Annotated in this window: 17 protein-coding genes; 9 read left to right on the forward strand and 8 right to left on the reverse strand. The window is 65.4% G+C overall.

Features of this window, described 5'->3' with window-relative positions; all coding sequences use genetic code 11:
- Positions 1-25: 25 nt before the first annotated feature.
- The 4 genes from ETR14_RS24600 to eno all read right to left on the reverse strand — a co-directional run bounded on the left by ETR14_RS24600 (position 26) and on the right by eno (position 4414).
- A complete protein-coding gene (locus ETR14_RS24600; protein ID WP_129390303.1) occupies positions 26-1432 on the reverse strand; it encodes a pyruvate dehydrogenase complex E1 component subunit beta in 1407 nt (468 codons plus the stop codon).
- On the reverse strand, positions 1432-2493 hold the full coding sequence (gene pdhA, locus ETR14_RS24605) for a pyruvate dehydrogenase (acetyl-transferring) E1 component subunit alpha (RefSeq protein WP_129390306.1): 1062 nt from the start codon (positions 2491-2493) through the stop codon (positions 1432-1434). The genes ETR14_RS24600 and pdhA overlap by 1 nt, the downstream gene beginning before the upstream one ends.
- Positions 2494-2679: 186 nt before the next feature.
- The gene (locus ETR14_RS24610) at positions 2680-2997 is read right to left on the reverse strand and encodes a septum formation initiator family protein (protein ID WP_129390309.1); all 318 of its coding nucleotides are present in this window, start codon (positions 2995-2997) and stop codon (positions 2680-2682) included.
- A gap of 130 nt (positions 2998-3127) precedes the next feature.
- Entirely contained in the window at positions 3128-4414 is a 1287-nt protein-coding gene (eno, locus tag ETR14_RS24615) for a phosphopyruvate hydratase (protein WP_129390312.1), read from the reverse strand.
- Positions 4415-4569: 155 nt separating this feature from the next.
- On the opposite strand from eno, the gene ETR14_RS24620 reads away from it, so the two are divergent.
- The 5 genes from ETR14_RS24620 to ETR14_RS24640 are packed head-to-tail and all read left to right on the forward strand — an operon-like array spanning position 4570 to position 6802.
- On the forward strand, positions 4570-5241 hold the full coding sequence (locus ETR14_RS24620) for a hypothetical protein (RefSeq protein ID WP_129390315.1): 672 nt from the start codon (positions 4570-4572) through the stop codon (positions 5239-5241).
- A 2-nt stretch (positions 5242-5243) separates the two neighbouring features.
- Complete coding sequence (locus tag ETR14_RS24625) at positions 5244-5627, forward strand: phage holin family protein (protein WP_165356603.1); 384 nt, start codon at positions 5244-5246, stop codon at positions 5625-5627.
- Positions 5624-6007: a hypothetical protein gene (locus tag ETR14_RS24630; protein ID WP_129390320.1), complete on the forward strand. Its 384-nt coding sequence runs from the start codon at positions 5624-5626 to the stop codon at positions 6005-6007. The genes ETR14_RS24625 and ETR14_RS24630 overlap by 4 nt, the downstream gene beginning before the upstream one ends.
- Positions 6004-6525 (forward strand): hypothetical protein, encoded by a 522-nt coding sequence (locus ETR14_RS24635; RefSeq protein WP_129390323.1) that lies wholly within the window; start codon positions 6004-6006, stop codon positions 6523-6525. Before ETR14_RS24630 ends, ETR14_RS24635 begins: the two co-directional genes overlap by 4 nt.
- A 58-nt stretch (positions 6526-6583) precedes the next feature.
- Entirely contained in the window at positions 6584-6802 is a 219-nt protein-coding gene (locus tag ETR14_RS24640; RefSeq protein ID WP_129390326.1) for a DUF4170 domain-containing protein, read from the forward strand.
- A gap of 401 nt (positions 6803-7203) precedes the next feature.
- On the opposite strand, the gene ETR14_RS24645 is transcribed toward ETR14_RS24640, so the two are convergent.
- The 4 genes from ETR14_RS24645 to carA form a co-directional block, all read right to left on the reverse strand.
- Complete coding sequence (locus tag ETR14_RS24645; protein ID WP_243455675.1) at positions 7204-7785, reverse strand: rhomboid family intramembrane serine protease; 582 nt, start codon at positions 7783-7785, stop codon at positions 7204-7206.
- Between the two features lie 58 nt (positions 7786-7843).
- Positions 7844-8323 (reverse strand): transcription elongation factor GreA, encoded by a 480-nt coding sequence (greA, locus tag ETR14_RS24650; protein WP_129390332.1) that lies wholly within the window; start codon positions 8321-8323, stop codon positions 7844-7846.
- Between the two features lie 79 nt (positions 8324-8402).
- Positions 8403-11741, reverse strand: coding sequence for a carbamoyl-phosphate synthase large subunit (gene carB / locus ETR14_RS24655; protein WP_129390334.1), 3339 nt, complete (start codon positions 11739-11741; stop codon positions 8403-8405).
- A 76-nt stretch (positions 11742-11817) separates the two neighbouring features.
- Complete coding sequence (gene carA / locus ETR14_RS24660; RefSeq protein ID WP_129390337.1) at positions 11818-12984, reverse strand: glutamine-hydrolyzing carbamoyl-phosphate synthase small subunit; 1167 nt, start codon at positions 12982-12984, stop codon at positions 11818-11820.
- Between the two features lie 143 nt (positions 12985-13127).
- On the opposite strand from carA, the gene ETR14_RS24665 reads away from it, so the two are divergent.
- The 4 genes from ETR14_RS24665 to rpoD are packed head-to-tail and all read left to right on the forward strand — an operon-like array spanning position 13128 to position 18008.
- The gene (locus ETR14_RS24665) at positions 13128-13586 is read left to right on the forward strand and encodes a GatB/YqeY domain-containing protein (RefSeq protein ID WP_129390339.1); all 459 of its coding nucleotides are present in this window, start codon (positions 13128-13130) and stop codon (positions 13584-13586) included.
- A gap of 44 nt (positions 13587-13630) precedes the next feature.
- Entirely contained in the window at positions 13631-14047 is a 417-nt protein-coding gene (locus ETR14_RS24670; protein WP_129390342.1) for an endonuclease domain-containing protein, read from the forward strand.
- Positions 14044-15948 (forward strand): DNA primase, encoded by a 1905-nt coding sequence (gene dnaG / locus ETR14_RS24675; protein ID WP_129390345.1) that lies wholly within the window; start codon positions 14044-14046, stop codon positions 15946-15948. Before ETR14_RS24670 ends, dnaG begins: the two co-directional genes overlap by 4 nt.
- Positions 15949-15968: 20 nt before the next feature.
- Positions 15969-18008, forward strand: coding sequence for an RNA polymerase sigma factor RpoD (rpoD, locus tag ETR14_RS24680; RefSeq protein ID WP_129390348.1), 2040 nt, complete (start codon positions 15969-15971; stop codon positions 18006-18008).
- Positions 18009-18046 lie beyond the last annotated feature (38 nt).

The following is an 18046-nucleotide window of genomic DNA, read 5'->3' on the forward strand; positions in this document are numbered from 1 at the left end:
GACGAAACGCCCCCTCCCCTTCGGCTCAGCGGTAGCAAACCTTCTTCGCGGCCTCGACAACGCGGTCGATGTCGATCAGCGCCATCTTCTCGAGATTGGCGGCATAAGGCAGCGGCACGTCTTCGTTGGTGACCCGGAGCACCGGGGCGTCGAGATCGTCGAAGCCTTCTTCCATGGCCGTCGCCATCAATTCGGCCGAGATCGAGCAGACCGGCCAGCCTTCCTCGACGCAGACCATGCGATTGGTCTTGGCGAGCGAGCGCAGCACCGTCTCCTTGTCGAGCGGCCGCAGGGTACGAAGATCGATGACTTCGGCCTCGATCCCCTGCTCGGCGAGCTTGGTTGCCGCATCGAGTGCGACTCCGACGCCGATGGAGTAGCTGACCAGGGTGACGTCCTTGCCCTCGCGCGCGATCCGCGCCTTGCCGATCGGCAGAACGTAATCGTCGAGCTTGGGAACGTCGAAGCTCTGGCCGTAGAGCAGTTCGTTCTCGAGGAAGACGACCGGATCCTGCGAGCGGATCGCCGCCTTGAGCAGGCCCTTGGCATCCGCCGCGGTATAGGGCGCGATCACGATCAGGCCGGGAACGCTGGCATACCAGGGCCCGTAATTCTGGCTGTGCTGGGCACCGACACGGGAGGCGGCACCATTGGGGCCGCGGAACACGATCGGGCAGCGCATCTGGCCGCCGGACATGTAGTTGGTCTTGGCGGCCGAGTTGATGATGTGATCGATCGCCTGCATGGCGAAGTTGAACGTCATGAACTCGATGATCGGGCGAAGCCCGCCCATCGCGGCACCGGTGCCGACGCCGGCAAAGCCGTATTCGGTGATCGGCGTGTCGATCACCCGGCGATCGCCGAACTCCTCGAGCAGGCCCTGTGTGACCTTGTAGGCGCCCTGATATTCGGCGACCTCCTCGCCCATCACGAACACGCGGTCGTCGGAGCGCATCTCCTCGGCCATCGCGTCGCGAAGCGCCTCGCGCACCGTCTGGCGGACCATCTCGGTGCCTTCGGGCACTTCCGGCTCGACCTGCAGGCTAGCCGGTGCGTTGCCCGGCTTGGCATGCGCCTGAACGGTCGCCTGCTGGGCCTGCGCTTCCTCCGCCGGAGAGGCGGCGATCTGGGTCTCCTGACCGCTGCCGCCACCGTCGTGCGCCGCGCCGGCAACGCCGGCGGCATCCTCGCCTTCGGCGGCAAGGACGGCAATCACGGTGCCGACCTTCACTTCATCGGTGCCCTCGGCGACCAGGATCTTGGCGACGATGCCTTCGTCGATCGCTTCGAATTCCATCGTCGCCTTGTCGGTCTCGATCTCGGCAAGGATGGTGCCGGAGGTGACGCTGTCGCCCTCCTTGACCAGCCACTTGGCGAGGGTTCCCTCCTCCATCGTGGGGGAGAGAGCGGGCATCTTGAGTTCGATCGGCATCAGTAGGTCTCTACCAGGACATCGGTGTAGAGCTCGGCGGCATCCGGCTCGGGGCTCTGCTCGGCGAAATCGGCAGCTTCGGTGACGATCTTCTTGATGTCGGCGTCGAGCTTCTTGAGCTCGTCCTCGCTGACGCCTGCGGCCGCCAGCTCGCGCTTCACCGCCTCGATCGGATCCGACTTGTCGCGCACCGACTGCACTTCCTCGCGCGACCGGTATTTGGCGGGATCGGACATCGAGTGACCACGGTAGCGATAGGTCTTGAGCTCGAGCAGGATCGGGCCCTTGCCGGCGCGGACCCATTCGAGCGCCGTGGTGGCGGCGCCGCGCACCGCAAGCACGTCCATGCCGTCGACCTGCAGGCCCGGGATCCGGAAGCTTTCGCCGCGGCGATAGAGCTGGTCCTCGGCCGACGCCCGATTGACGCTGGTGCCCATGGCGTACTGATTGTTCTCGATCACGTAGATGATCGGAAGCTTCCAGAGCTCCGCCATGTTGAAGCTCTCGTAGACCTGGCCCTGATTGGCCGCGCCGTCGCCGAAATAGGCAAGGCAGACGCCGCCGTCGCCGGAATATTTGTGCTGGAAGGCAAGGCCGGTGCCGAGGCTGACCTGGGCGCCGACGATGCCGTGGCCGCCGTAGAACTTATGCTCGACGCTGAACATGTGCATCGAACCGCCCTTGCCGCGCGAAATGCCCGCGGCGCGGCCGGTGAGCTCGGCCATGATCACCTTGGGATCGATGCCATAGGCAAGCATGTGCCCGTGGTCGCGATAGCCGGTGATGACCGAATCCTTGCCCGGCTCCATCGCCGACTGGAGGCCGACGGCCACGGCTTCCTGGCCGATATAGAGGTGGCAGAAGCCACCGATCAGGCCGAGGCCGTAGAGCTGCCCGGCCCGCTCCTCGAAGCGGCGGATGAGCAGCATCTGCCGATAATATTCGAGCAATTCCTCGCGGTTCGCCTGATGGCGCTGCGGCTCGGGTGGCCGTTCGCGATTATGGGTGGGCGGTGGAGGTGAACCGGTGTCTTCGCTGGCGCGCGTTGCTGCCTTGGCCACTGTGGAGCTATCCTGTCCTTAGGGGTCCGTCTGGGGTGCGGGCTCTATGGCGGCAAACGTGCCGGTGCGCAACTTGTGCCGGAGCCTGTCGCTACGGCATGGCCGCAAGGCACGCGAAACCACGCCGGGGCGAGCCGATCGCGGGGTGGACGCTCGATCGTTGAGCGCGCTTAGTCTCTGATCGGCTCAGTCCTTGATCGGAATGATGACTTCGTCCGGACGGACGAGGCCAAGCTCGCCGCGGATCATCTCGTCGGCGAGATCCGGATCGACATTCTTCGGATCGAGCAAAGCCGCGCGCTGGGTCAGCCGGGCATGTTCGGCCTGGAGCTGGACGAGTTCGACCTGCCGCTCCTGCTTCAGGCGGCGATAGTCACCCCAGCTCAAAATGCCGTTGGCGCCGATCACGGCATAGCCGAGGAAGTTCGCGATGATCAAAATCGCGAGCGCCGGCAAAGCCGCGCGGCGGATCGTGTCGACGGTATTTCTTCCAACAGACTTCATCGTTCGACAGAATCAGGAAAAGACCTGCAAATCAAGTCTTTTGCGAAGCTTTACGGGAAAATACCGACCTTTCGCCCCGATCCTGAGACGGGCAAGGGCCGGGCGACTTGGCCCGGCCCCCTGATGGTCGTCAGCGCCGCAGCGAGGCGAAGATGCCGCGTCCGGCGTAGCGCGCCGTCGTGCCCAGCTCTTCCTCGATGCGGATGAGCTGGTTGTACTTGGCGAGCCGATCGGAACGGGCGAGGCTGCCGGTCTTGATCTGCCCGCAATTGGTGGCGACGGCGAGATCGGCGATGGTCGTGTCCTCCGTCTCGCCGGAGCGGTGCGACATCACCGCCGTGTAGCGCGCGCGCTGCGCCGTCGACACCGCCTCGAGCGTTTCGGAAAGGGTGCCGATCTGGTTGACCTTGACCAGCAGCGAATTGGCGAGGCCGCGTTCGATGCCCATGGTCAGCCGCTTCGGGTTGGTCACGAACAGATCGTCGCCGACCAGCTGGACCGAAGTTCCGAGCCGCTCCGTCAGCAGCTGCCAGCCGTCGAGATCGTCCTCGCCCATGCCGTCCTCGATAGAGAGAATCGGATAATCGCGGGCGAGCGCCGCCAGATAATCGACCATTTCCGCCGGCGAGAGGACGCTGCCCTCGCCTTCCAGGTGATAGGCGCCATCGCGGAAATATTCGGTGGCGGCGCAATCGAGCGCGAGCACGACGTCGTCGCCGGTCTTGTACCCGGCCTGCTCGACCGATTCCATGATGAAGTCGAGCGCCGCGCGGGCAGAGGCGAGATTGGGTGCGAAGCCGCCTTCGTCCCCGACCGCGGTTGCGAGCCCGGCGGCATGCAGGCGCTTCTTCAGGGTGTGGAAGATTTCGGCGCCGCAGCGCACCGCTTCCTCGAGCGTCGGCGCGCCGACCGGCATCACCATGAATTCCTGGAAGTCGATCGGGTTGTCGGCATGGGCGCCGCCGTTGACGATGTTCATCATCGGCACCGGTAGCACCTGCGCCGAGACACCGCCGACATAGCGATAGAGCGGCAGGCCACGCGCATCGGCGGCCGCCTTCGCGACGGCGAGGCTGACGCCGAGGATCGCATTGGCGCCGAGCCGCGACTTGTTCTCGGTGCCGTCGAGTTCGATCAGCAGCGCGTCGATCTCGCTCTGATCCTCCGCCTCCAGACCGCTCACCGCGGCAGAGATCTCGCCGCGCACCGCCTCCACGGCCTGGGTGACGCCCTTGCCGAGGTAGCGCGACGAATCGCCGTCGCGCTTCTCGACCGCTTCGTGGGCGCCGGTCGACGCGCCGGACGGGACCGCGGCACGGCCGCTGCTGCCGTCCTCCAGGATCACCTCCACCTCAACGGTGGGATTCCCGCGGCTGTCGAGGATCTGGCGGGCGTGGACGTCGAGGATGGCGGTCATTGTTACGGCCTCGTCATGAACTATATGGAATGTGATGGCCGCTTATCGGCGCGGCGCCTCCGACGCAACTTTCGTCGCACCGCGCCGGAACGAGAGGGCCGCTTTGCCGGTTTGGCCCCGTAACGGATCACAAGAAGCAGACGGAGAAACGGATCATGCCTCCTCGCGAGAACGAGCTCCCCGAAGGGACCGATCACATCATCAACGGCGCCATGGAGACGAATGGCGACGCCGGCGCCGGTAGCGCCGGCGGCGGGTCCGGCACCGAAGGCGGCGGCGGCACGATCGGCAGCGGCACCGCCGCCGGTGCCCAGCCGAGCAGCGGCTTCGTTGCCTCCGGCAGCGGCGCAGCCGGCGGCAATGCCGCAACCGGCAGCGGCAATGGCAACGACGGCACCGGCGGCAATGTCGTCGATCAGCTCAAGAGCCAGGCCTTCGCTCTTCGCGATCAGGCCGGGGGGCGCGTTCGCGAATTCGCCGACACCGGCAAGACCCGCGCCACCGACGCTCTCGAAGAGCTTTCGCGGGTGTTCGCCGACACCGCCGACACGATCGATGAGCGGCTCGGCGGCGATTATGGCGAATATGCGCGCAAGGCCTCCGATGCGGTATCCGGCTTCGCCGAGACGATCCGGAACAAGGAGGTCGACGAGATCTACGACACCGTCACTGACGCGGTCCGCAAGAGCCCGGGCGTCGCGATCGGAGTCGCCGCGGTGGTCGGCTTCGCCCTTGCTCGGGTGGTGAAGGCCGGCTTCGAAACCGGCGGCGACAGCAACCGCTCGAGCGGCAAGGGCTCCGCCGGCGGCACCGGCTCGGGAGCCTGACCTTGGACGTTCGGGCAGGCGATACGAACGAAAGCTCGATCGGCGAGCTCTTCGGCCGTGTCGCCGAGGATGCGAAATCCTATGCACGGGCGGAGATCGCGGTCTACCGGTCGATTGCCGCCCACCGCGCCGGCAAGGCGCGGAACGGCGCCATCGCGCTGGTCGCGGCGCTCTTCCTGCTGAACGCGGCGCTGATCGCCCTGTTCGTGGCGATCATGCTGGCTCTGGCCCTCCACATCGGGCCGCTGCTTGCCGGCATCGCCCTGTTCGTCGTGGTCGGCATTATCGGCTTCCTGCTGGTCCGCTACGGCGCCGGCAAGCTGGCGGCACTGTCCGGCGATGCCGAGGAGAAAGCGGCGCTCGCGGCCGGGGAGCATCTGTCATGAGCGTTGCGGAGATCACCCGTGCCCGGCGCGAGGCCGAGATCGCACGGCGCAAGCTGATGGGCGACATTGCCGTCCTTCAGGAGCGCCTCAGCCCGACCACGATCGCAACCAATGCCTGGGAAGGCGTCAAGGAGCGCTCGACCGAAATCGCCGACGATGCCGTGGAGGCGGTCAAGGCGCGGCCGGTTGCCGTCTCTGCGGCGCTCGGCGCGGTCACGCTCTTTCTCGCCCGAAACCCGATCAAATCGGCGGTCTCCTGGCTTTTCGCGAAGAAGCCGCCGGAAGACCTCGTCACCACCAGGCTCGATACCAACAATCCCCAATATGACCTGACCACGCCCGTCGTCGCCAGGAAACCGGATGAAGGAGTAACCGCATGAGCGATATCCGCGACAGCAACACCAGCACCGCTGCAAACGACGGCAACGAAGGCGGCGGCCGCCTCGCCGGAGTCCGCCAGAGCGCGGCGGATGCCTATCAGAATACCCGCGAGCGCACCTCGGCCGCCTATGAGTCGGCGCGCGAGCGGGCCGGCTCCGCACTGGACAGCGTCCGCCAGACGGCGCGTAGCGCGGGCGAACGAACCGGCAGCGGCATCGAGGCCAATCCGATGGCCGCAGTGGTCGGCGGCCTCGCCCTCGGCATCGTCGCCGGTGCCATCCTGCCGCGCTCGAAGCGGGAACAGGCGCTGCTCGCCCCGGCCGGCCGCAAGATCCACGACACGGCCCGCCAGGCGGTCAGTGCCGCCAAGGATGCCGGGCGCGAACAGATCGGCGAACTCGGGCTCACCCGTGATTCCGTGCAGCGCAGACTCGGCGAGTTCACCGATCGCGCCGTCGGCGCGGTGAAGACGTCGGCAGGTGCTGCCGCCGAAACCGTCACCAGCAGCAATCATTGATCGGCACGCGCCCCGGAACCGCTTGTTTTCCGGGGCGCGGCCGCTAATCGGACAGCCCATGAGCAAAATGCATCTGGTGTTCGGAGGCCGGGTCAAGGACCCGCAGGGCCTCGATTTCGATATGTCGACGGTCGACGTCGTCGGCATCTTCCCCGATTACGCAACCGCGCTCGACGCCTGGCGCGCCAACGCGCAGCGCACGGTCGACGATGCCGAGATGAAATATGTGGTGGTGCACCTCCACCGCCTGCTCGAGCCGCAGCTCGGCACCGCCTGAGCGCGGTCCTTCAGCCCGCAAGACACTCATTCGCCGGTCGGGCTGAGCTTGTCGAAGCCCTTCCCTTCTCCTTGTTCCGCCGTGAAAAGGAAGGAAGGGGCTTCGACAAGCTCAGCCCGAACGGTTTTCTTGTGCTTAAAGTGAAAGGCCTCTCAGGCTTCGCCAGCGCGGCAGAGCCCAGGGGTGCCACTACGGAGCGCACGGTCGGAGATACCGAGATGATATTGTGTTCCTGTACCTATACAGGCTGCTGAAGGCTCGAGAATCACTCCCCAAGCCACCGTTCGGGCTGAGCCTGTCGAAGCCCTCCCTTTCAACTGCTCGACGCATGAGAAGTGAAGAGCGGGCTTCCACAGCCTCAGCGCGTATCCGGCATTATTGTTTCAAACGTGCGGAGGCCCTCAGGCCTTGCGCCAGCGCAGCATCAGCAATGGCCGGGCCAGGATCAGGCCGGCAAGGAAGCCGCCGATATGGGCGGCGACCGCGATTGCGGAGCCTTGGGCGGTGAGGCCGATCAGCAATTGCAGCCCGATCCAGGCCGCCGCGAGCCAGAGCGCGTTGACCAATACCGCGAGATTGTTGTTGGCGATCTTCACTCGGTGGCGGCCGAAGAACATCGAATAGCCGCCGAGCAGCGCCGAGATCGCGCCGCTGGCGCCGACCATCGGCGCCGTTCCCGACGGGTCCGCCAGCCATTGGGCCCCGGCCGCCGCATAGGCGCCGACGAGGTAAAGCACGGCCACCGGCATGCTGCCGACGATCGGTTCGATCGCGCGGCCGCAGAAGAGCAGCATCAGCAGGTTGAAGGCGATGTGGACGAAGTTCGCATGAACGAAGGTCGCCGTCAGCGGGGTCAGGAAAACGGGCGCGAGCCCGGCGTCCTGCACCAGCCCGGACGCACGGGCCGGGATGAAGCCGCCCCAGACCGCCGCCTGGTCGGTGAGGTTGGCGGCCGAGATAAGCAGCCATGCGGCGGCGGTCACCCCCGCGAGCGCGAGCGTTACCCTCGCGCGTTTCCAATCGGCAGGCGGTCGCACGTGCTTAGATGAACTCGATCTTCTCGATCGCATAATATTTGTCGCCCGACGGCGTCGACACCTCGACTTCGTCGCCGACATTACGCCCGATCAGCGCCCGTCCGAGCGGCGAATTGTAGGAGATGCGTCCGACCCGGGCATCCGCCTCGGTCTGGCCGACGATCTGGTACTTCACCGGCTTGTCGTTCTCGTCGAGCAGATGGACGGTGGCGCCGAAGACGACCTTGTCGCCCGACAAAGTCGTCGGATCGATCACCATCGCGCGGCTGAGCCGATCCTCGATGTCGGCGATCTGCGCCTCGACCTGGCCCTGGCGTTCCTTCGCGGCGTGATATTCGGCGTTTTCGGAGAGGTCGCCATGGCCGCGCGCCTCTTCGATCGCATCGATGATCGACGGACGTTCCACGGTTTTCAGGTGCCGAACCTCTTTCTGGAGCTTCTCATAGCCCTCAGCCAGCATCGGCATCTTTTCTACCGTCGCCATAGTACAGCCTTTCGTCCAAATCCGCTTCGGACCGTCCCTTGTGTGAAGACGGCCGATCTAGTTTCGATTGTGTGAAGGATCACGCTCGGGAGGATTGATAATAGGACTGCAACGACCGAACATCAAGGCTGCGCTCTCGGAGCACCGCGATCGCCCGCACGACGGCGACGCTGGAGGCGGCAGTGGTGAAATAGGGCACCTTCCCCATCAGCGCCGAAGCGCGGATCGAGGCGCTGTCCTTGTGGCTCTGCCAGCCTTCGGTGGTGTTGAAGATGATCGCGACATCGCCGTCCTTGATCTTGTCGACGATGTGCGGTCGCCCCTGCACGACCTTGTTGACCTCGGCGACGGCGATCCCCTGCCCGCGCAGATAGTCGGCCGTTCCGATGGTTGCGATCACCTTGAAGCCCATTTCTGTCATCGCCCGAACCGCCGGCGCGACCAGCGCCTTGTCCCCGTCCTTGACCGACACGAACAAGGTTCCCTCGGTCGGCAGGACGACGCCTGCACCGAGCTGCGACTTGAGGAAGGCGGTGGCGAAATCCTTGTCGATGCCGATCACCTCTCCCGTCGACTTCATCTCCGGCGAGAGCACCGGATCGACGCCGGGGAAGCGCGCGAACGGAAACACCGCTTCCTTGACCGCGATATGCGGCACGTCGCGGTGGATCGGCAGGAATTTCATCAGCGGCTCGCCGGCCATGACCCGCGCCGCGATCTTGGCGATCGGGGTGCCGATCGCCTTGGCGACGAACGGCACGGTGCGGCTGGCGCGCGGATTGACCTCGATCAGATAGACCTTGCCGTCCTTGACCGCAAATTGCGCATTCATCAGTCCCTTGACGCCGAGCGCGAGCGCCAGCGCCCGCGCCTGGCGCTCGATCTCCTCGACGATCGCGGTGTCCAGGCTGTAGGGCGGCAACGAGCAGGCGCTGTCGCCGGAGTGGACGCCCGCCTCCTCGATATGCTGCATCACGCCGGCGATGCAGACGTCCTTGCCGTCGGAAATGGCGTCGACGTCGACTTCGATTGCGTCGCGCAGATATTGATCGATCAGAACCGGGCTGTCGCCCGACACCTGCACCGCGGTGACGATATAGTCTTCGAGTTGCGCCGGCCCGTCGACGATCTCCATGGCGCGGCCGCCGAGCACATAGCTCGGACGGGTGAGCACGGGATATCCGATCCGGTCGGCGACCGCGATCGCTTCCTCGCGGCTGCGGGCGATGCCGTTTTCCGGTTGGCGGAGCCCCAGCTTGTTGATGAGGGCGGCGAAGCGCTCGCGATCCTCGGCGAGATCGATCGCGTCCGGCGACGTGCCGAGGATCGGGATGCCCGCTTTCTCGAGCGCGGCGGCAAGCTTGAGCGGGGTCTGTCCGCCGAACTGGACGATGACTCCGACGAGTTCGCCCTTGGAGCGTTCGACGTCCAGGATCTCGAGCACGTCCTCGACGGTGAGCGGCTCGAAATAGAGTCGGTCCGATGTGTCGTAATCGGTCGACACCGTTTCCGGATTGCAGTTGATCATGATCGTTTCGAAGCCGGCTTCGTCCAACGCGTAGCAAGCATGGCAGCAGCAATAATCGAACTCGATCCCCTGCCCGATCCGGTTCGGGCCGCCGCCGAGGATGACGACCTTGCGCCTGTCGCTCGGCTCGCTCTCGTCCTGCGGTTCGCCGAAAGTCGGCGCTTCATAGGTCGAGTACATGTAGGCGGTGCGTGCTTCGAATTCGGCGGCGACGCTGTCGATGCGCTTGAACACCGGCCGCACGCCGAGCTTGTGCCGCAGCGCACGGACTTCGTCCTCGCTGGTCGCGCCGGTCATCGCCTTGACGGCGTCGTGGATCAGCCCGCTGGAGCGGGCGGCGACCTTGCCCATCGCGCCGCCCGGCAGATGCGCGGAGCGCACCGCCAGCTCCGCCAGCCGCTTGTCGGAAAAGCCCATGGCCTTCAGGCGGCGCATCGCGGCGGCGTCCTGCGGCAGTCCGTTCCGGCTCACCTCTTCCTCGGCCTCGACGATCTCGCGCAGGCGCTCGAGGAACCAGGGATCGAAATGGGTGATGGCGTTGATCTCGGCGACGGTGAAGCCCTCGCGCAGCGCCTGGGCGGCGGTCAGCAGCCGCTCCGGTGTCGGCCGCGCCAGCGCCGCTTCGATCTCCGCCCGGGGCGCGCCGTAGAGCGGCTTTACGCCGTCGAGGCCGGTCAGCCCCGTCTCCATGCTGCGCAGCGCCTTTTGCAGGCTTTCGTGGATCGAGCGGCCGATCGCCATCGCCTCGCCGACCGATTTCATCGCGGTCGACAGCAACGGCTCGGCGCCCTTGAACTTCTCGAACGTGAAGCGCGGGATCTTGGTGACGACATAGTCGATCGTCGGCTCGAAGCTCGCCGGGGTCGAGCCGGTGATGTCGTTCTGGATCTCGTCGAGCGTGTAGCCGACGGCGAGCTTGGCCGCGACCTTGGCGATCGGGAAGCCGGTCGCCTTGGACGCGAGGGCGGAGGAGCGCGACACACGCGGGTTCATCTCGATCACGACCAGCCGTCCGTCCGCCGGATTGACCGCGAACTGGACGTTGGAGCCGCCGGTCTCGACGCCGATCTCGCGCAGGCACGCGATGCTCGCGTTGCGCATGATCTGATATTCCTTGTCGGTCAGCGTCAGCGCCGGCGCCACGGTGATCGAATCGCCGGTATGGATGCCCATCGGATCGACATTCTCGATCGAGCAGATGATGATGGCATTGTCGTTGCGGTCGCGGACGACCTCCATCTCATATTCCTTCCAGCCGAGCACCGATTCCTCGATCAGCACTTCGCTGGTCGGCGACGCTTCGAGGCCGCCGGTGACGATCTGGACGAATTCGTCACGATTATAGGCGATGCCGCCGCCGGTGCCGCCGAGCGTGAAGCTTGGCCGGATGATCGCCGGCAGTCCGACCACGTCGAGCGCACGCACCGCCTCTTCTAGCGTATGGGCGATTTCGGAACGCGGGCTCTCGAGGCCGATCTTGTCCATCGCCTCGCGGAATTTCAGCCGGTCCTCGGCTTTCTCGATCGCTTCGGCGTCGGCGCCGATCATCTTGACGCCAAATTTGTCGAGTGTGCCGTCCTTGAACAGAGCAAGCGCGGTGTTGAGCGCGGTCTGGCCGCCCATCGTCGGCAGCACCGCGTCGGGCCGTTCCTTCTCGATGATCTTGGCGACGAACTCGGGAGTGATCGGCTCGACATAGGTCGCGTCGGCGAGTTCGGGATCGGTCATGATCGTCGCCGGGTTCGAATTGACGAGGATGATCCGATAGCCTTCCTCGCGCAGCGCCTTCACCGCCTGGGTACCCGAATAATCGAATTCGGAGGCCTGACCGATGACGATCGGTCCGGCGCCGATGATCAGGATCGAGGAGATGTCGGTGCGGCGCGGCATAGGTTCTAACCTTCTACTCCCTCGTCCCGTGCGGGCCCAAGGGTCGGGAAAATGGATCGTGCGGAGCGCGAAGCTCCTATTTCTGCAGTTGGTCGACGAACTTTTCGAACAGGTAGGTGCTATCCTGCGGCCCGGGGCTCGCCTCCGGGTGATATTGCACGGAGAACGCCGGCCGATCGGTCAGCTCGAGGCCGGCAAGGCTGCCGTCGAACAGCGAGATGTGGGTCGGCCGGGCATTGTCCGGCAGCGTCTCGGCCTCGACCGCGAAGCCATGGTTCATGCTGGTGATCTCGACGCGGCCATCCTCCAGACGCTTCACCGGGTGGTTGGCACCGCGATGGCCCTGGTGCATCTTTGTCGTCGTCGCGCCGACCGCGAGGCCGAGCAATTGATGGCCGAGGCAGATGCCGAACAGCGGCTTCTTCGTCTCGAGCAGCTGGCGGATCACCGGCACCGCATAGGTCCCGGTCGCGGCCGGATCGCCGGGCCCATTTGACAGGAAGATTCCGTCGGGATGATGGGCCATGACCTCGTCATAGGTGGACGTGGCGGGCAGCACGGTCACCCGCGCGCCGGCATCGGCGAGGTTGCGGAAGATGTTGCGCTTGGATCCGTAATCGATCGCGACGACGTGCGGACGGCTTTCATCCTCCTCCGCCTCGCCATAGCCCGCGCCGAGCTTCCAGCGCCCGCCCGACCAGCGATACATCTGGTGGCAAGACACCTCCTTGGCGAGATCCATGCCTTCGAGGCCGGGCCAGGCACGCGCCTCGGCAAGCAGCGCCTCGATGTCGAAGTCGCCCTTGGCATTGTGGGCGATGACGCCGTTGGGCGCACCCGCTTCGCGGATCTTGCGGGTCAAGGCGCGGGTGTCGACACCGGCGAGGCCGATCCGACCGTTGGCGCGCATCCACGCATCGAAGCTCTGCACGGCGCGGAAATTGCTCGGCTCCGTTACGTCCTGCCGAACGATGCAGCCGAGCGCGAACGGATTGTCCGCTTCGAGATCCTCGTAATTGGCGCCGACATTGCCGATGTGCGGGAAGGTGAAGGTGATGATCTGCGACGCGTAGGACGGATCGGTCATCACCTCCTGATAGCCGGTCATCGCCGTGTTGAAGCAGACTTCGCCGACCGCCTGCCCTTCCGCGCCGAAGCCCTTGCCCCAGATGACCGTTCCGTCGGCCAGGACCAATACGCCGGTCGCTCCTTGCGGCGCAGGCGTTTGCGTGGCGTCAGCCATGGCGGCGGGCACTCCTTCGTAGTTTCTGGCGATGTCGCTAAGGCCCGTCCGCTAGGCCGCCGGGCGCACAGCGTCAATCTATTAAAACCCTCGATGTGCCGCTATCCTCCCCGGCCTTCCCCGACAGCGGACCCAAGAGAGATATGATTCGCGACGACATCAAGGCTGCGCTCGTCACCGCCATGAAAAGCGGCGACAAACAGCGCACTGCCGCCATCCGCCTCATCCAGTCGACGATCAAGAATCGCGACATCGAGCAGCGCACCGCAACCAATGCCGTCACCGACGACGACGCCCTGGTCGTCGAAGTGCTGCAGAAGATGATCAAGCAGCGCCGCGAATCGATCACCCTCTACGAGCAAGGCGACCGCCAGGAGCTGGCCGACGCCGAGAAGGCCGAAGTGGCGGTGATCGAGACCTTCCTGCCGCAGCAGATGAGCGAGGACGAGACCAAGGCAGCGATCGATGCGATCGCAACCGAAGTCGGCGCGAGTTCGGTCAAGGACATGGGCCGGGTGATGGCCGTCCTCAAGGAACGCCACGCCGCCCAGCTCGACATGAGCAAGGCGAGCGGACTGGTGAAGGCACGGCTGAGCCAGTGAGGAGCTAGACTCCCCTCCCGCTTGCGGGAGGGGCTGGGGGTGGGATGGTCGTCTTCAAGAAGCGCTTGACCCTTCGGGCCCAACAGCTGAGGCGCACCGCCACCGAGGCGGAGCAGAAGTTATGGACCGGCCTCCGGCAACGACAGCTCGGCGGCTTCAAGTTCAGTCGCCAGATGCCGATCGGCCCCTTCATCTGCGAGTTTCTGTGCCGCGAGACCCGTCTGGTGATCGAAGTGGACGGCGGGCAGCATGACGACCAGGCTGCGGCCGATGCATCCAGCACGCGCTATCTCGTGAGTAAGGGATCTCGGGTAATCCGTTTCTGGAACCACGACGTTCTTGGAAATACGGATGGCGTGCTCTCGGTGATCCTCGAAGCTCTGACCTCGGCCCCACCCCCAACCCCTCCCGCAAGCGGGAGGGGAGCAGAGACCGCCCGCCCCTACATGCCACAGCAATGAGCCTTTCCCCGCAATTCCTGGACGAGGTCCGTGCCCGGACCTCGCTGTCGACCGTGATCGGCCGGTCGGTGAAGCTGCAGAAGGCGGGACGCGAGTACAAAGCGTGCTGTCCATTCCACCAGGAGAAGACGCCGAGCTTCACGATCAACGACGAGAAGGGCTTCTACCATTGCTTCGGCTGCGGTGCGCACGGCGATGCGATCCGCTTCCTGACCGACGCGCGCGGGCTGCCGTTCATGGAGGCGGTGAAGGAGCTTGCGGATGCCGCCGGTCTCGAGGTGCCCGCGCCCGATCCGCGCGCCCAGCAGAAGGCCGAGCGCGCCGCCGGCTTGTACGACGTCGTCGAGGCGGCGCAGGCGTGGTTCGTCGCGCAATTGGGCTCGATCGAGGGCGCGCATGCTCGCGCCTATCTGCAGAAGCGCGGGCTTCGCGAGTCGACGATCGTCAAGTTCGGCTTCGGCTTCGCCCCCGACAGCCGCGGCAAGCTTCGCGAGGCGCTGAAACGGTTCGGCAACGAGGCCCTCGTCGAGACCGGGCTGCTGATCGCGCCCGAGGACGATCGTGAGCCTTACGATCGTTTTCGCGGGCGGCTGATGATCCCGATCCGCGACCAGCGCGGCCGCGTCATCGCGTTCGGCGGGCGGATCCTCGGCGATGGCGAGCCTAAATACCTGAACTCGCCGGAAACTCCGCTCTTCGACAAGGGCCGAACCCTCTACAATCTCGACAAAGCGGGTCCGGCGAGCCGCGCGGCGCGCAGGATCGTCGTCGTCGAAGGCTATCTCGACGTCATCGCGCTCGATCAGGCGGGCATCGGCGAGGCCGTGGCGCCGCTCGGCACCGCGCTCACCGAAGGACAATTGGACCGGATCTGGAAGCTCTCCCCTGCGCCGATCCTGTGCTTCGACGGGGATTCGGCCGGCCAGAAGGCCTCGGTTCGGGCGGCGCTCCGCGCGCTTCCCAATGCCGGACCGGGCCGCTCGCTCGGCTTCGTCACGCTTCCCGCCGGCCAGGATCCCGACGATCTGGTCCGCGCCAAGGGCCGTGATGCGCTGGAGGCGCTGCTCGCGGCACCGGAGCCGCTGGTGGATCGGGTCTGGCGCCATGAAATCACGGCCGAACCGCTGACCACGCCCGAAGAGCGCGCCGGGCTCAAGCAGCGCCTGTTCGATCTCCTCGGCAGCATCGGCGATGCCAATGTGCGCGAACAATATCGCGCCGAACTCCTCCGCCGCTTCGACGAGTTGACCCGGCCCCAGCGCCCGCAGCGCGACCAGGGCCGCCCGCCCTATCAGAGTGGCGGCGGACGGTTTCAGCCCGGACGCCCCCAGAGCGGGCGTTTCGGGAACGGCCGCTTTCAGAACGGCCGCTTCGGCTTCGTACGGCCGGTCTCCGAGCAGGCGAAATCCGTGGCGAACGGGGGTCTTGATCCGCGCTGGCTGCGCGCGGTGCTTGCCGGCCTCGTCCGCCACCCCGAGGTGATCGCCGCCCATTCGGAGGCGGTCGCGGCGCTTCCCATCGTCGAGGCAAATGCTGTACGATTGCGCGATTCGCTTCTATCGGCAGCCCTGCTCCACGGCGAACTTGATCAGGAGCGCCTAAATACCATATTGATCGACGAAGGTGTGGCGCCTCTTGCCGAGGCGCTCCGCCAGGAGAGAGGACTAGCCTTTTCCTTCACCCGCCGCGATGTCGACCCGGAACGTGCGCAACGCGATCTCGTTCTGGTGATCGACACATTGGCGGCTCAGCCCGGTATCGAAACCGCCTTGGCGGCGGCGACCGAATGGCTGAAGGAATCGGGGGACGAGGCCGCCTTTCAGGAGCAGCAGCGGCTCCGGATGGCGCGGGACGAGGCGGAAAAGCAGCTTGCGGCCCTGGTCGAGGGGGAAGCGAGTTGAGACAGGAACAAGGCTTTTAAATGGCGAAGACGAACACGGCGGTCGATGCGGAAGACAAGCAGGACGGGGGCGATGCTCCGCTGATCGACCTCAACGAAGCTTCGATCAAGAAGCTGCTCGCCCGCGCCAAGAAGCGCGGCGTGATCACCTATGACGAGCTCAACGAGGCGCTGCCGCAGGACCAGATGTCCTCCGAGCAGATCGAGGACATCATGTCCGCGCTCAGCGAAATGGGCGTCAACATCGTCGAGAATGACGACAGCGACGATGAGGATTCCTCCTCGTCGTCCGAATCCGACTCCGACGGCGGCATCGACGAGCAGGACGGCAGCGACGGCGAGCGCTTCGTCATCGAGAAGAAGAAGGAAACCGTCGACCGGACCGACGATCCGGTGCGCATGTACCTGCGCGAGATGGGCGCCGTCGAACTGCTTTCCCGCGAAGGCGAGATCGCGATCGCGAAGCGCATCGAGGCCGGCCGCGACACCATGATCTGGGGTCTTTGCGAGAGCCCGATCACCTTCAACGCGATCATCGAATGGTCGAACGCCCTCAACGAGGGACACATGCAGCTGCGCGAGATCCTCGATCTCGACGCAATGCTGTCCAAGGGCCCCACGCCCGAGCAGGTCGAAGGCGTCGAGGAAGGCGCCGACGGCGAGATCAGCGAGGCCGCCGCAGGTCCTTCCTTCAAGGAGGAAGAGGACGTCGAGGAGGTCACCGAGGAAGAGGACGAGGACGGCAACCCGGTTGCGCGCCGCGAGAACCAGTTCGAGGAGGACGAGGAGGACAACACCCTCTCGCTCGCCCAGATGGAAGAGACGCTGAAGCCGCAGGCGCTCGAGCGCTTCGCGCGGATCACCGATCTCTACAAGAAGTTCGCCGGCCTTCAGACCTCGCGGATGGAGGCGATGAGCGCCGGCCAGGCCTTCCCGGGCGGCAACGAGACCCGGTATCAGGAGCTGCGCGAGCAGCTCACCGCCGAGGTCGAGAGCGTTCAGTTCCACAACGCCAAGATCGAGTATCTGGTCGACCAGCTCTACAGCTACAACCGGCGCCTGACTGCGCTCGGCGGCCAGATGCTGCGTCTGGCCGAGCGCCACAAGGTGCCGCGGCGCTCGTTCCTCGATGCCTATATGGGCCATGAGCTCGACGAGGGCTGGACGGAGCGGGTCTGCAATCTGGACAAGAAGTGGAATGCATTCTGTTCCACCGAATCCTCGGCGATCGAGCGCATCCGCACCGAGATCGCCGAGATCGCCCAGGCCACCGGCATGAGCCTTGCCGAGTTCCGGCGGATCGTGAACCAGGTGCAGAAGGGCGAGCGCGAAGCGCGGATCGCGAAGAAGGAGATGGTCGAGGCCAATCTCCGTCTCGTCATCTCGATCGCCAAGAAATACACCAATCGGGGCCTTCAGTTCCTGGATCTCATCCAGGAAGGCAATATCGGCCTGATGAAGGCGGTCGATAAGTTCGAATATCGCCGCGGCTACAAATTCTCGACCTATGCGACCTGGTGGATCCGGCAGGCGATCACCCGCTCGATCGCCGATCAGGCGCGGACGATCCGTATCCCGGTTCACATGATCGAGACGATCAACAAGCTCGTCCGCACGTCGCGCCAGATCCTGCACGAAATCGGCCGCGAGCCGACTCCGGAGGAGCTTGCCGAGCGTCTGTCGATGCCGCTCGAGAAGGTTCGCAAGGTGATGAAGATCGCCAAGGAACCGATCAGCCTCGAGACGCCGATCGGCGACGAAGAGGATTCGCACCTCGGCGACTTCATCGAGGACAAGAATGCGATCATCCCGGTCGACGCGGCGATCCAGGCGAACCTCAAGGAGACGGTGACCCGGGTGCTCGCCTCGCTGACGCCGCGCGAAGAGCGCGTTCTGCGCATGCGCTTCGGCATCGGCATGAACACCGATCACACGCTCGAGGAAGTCGGCCAGCAATTCTCGGTCACCCGCGAACGCATCCGCCAGATCGAGGCGAAGGCGCTGCGCAAGCTCAAGCATCCGTCGCGCTCGCGCAAGATGCGCAGCTTCCTCGATCAGTAAGATCTGGCCGCCAAGCTGTTGAAAAGCCCCTCCCTTCG

It is taken from the genome of Sphingosinicella sp. BN140058 (assembly GCF_004135585.1).
Lineage (GTDB): Bacteria > Pseudomonadota > Alphaproteobacteria > Sphingomonadales > Sphingomonadaceae > Allosphingosinicella.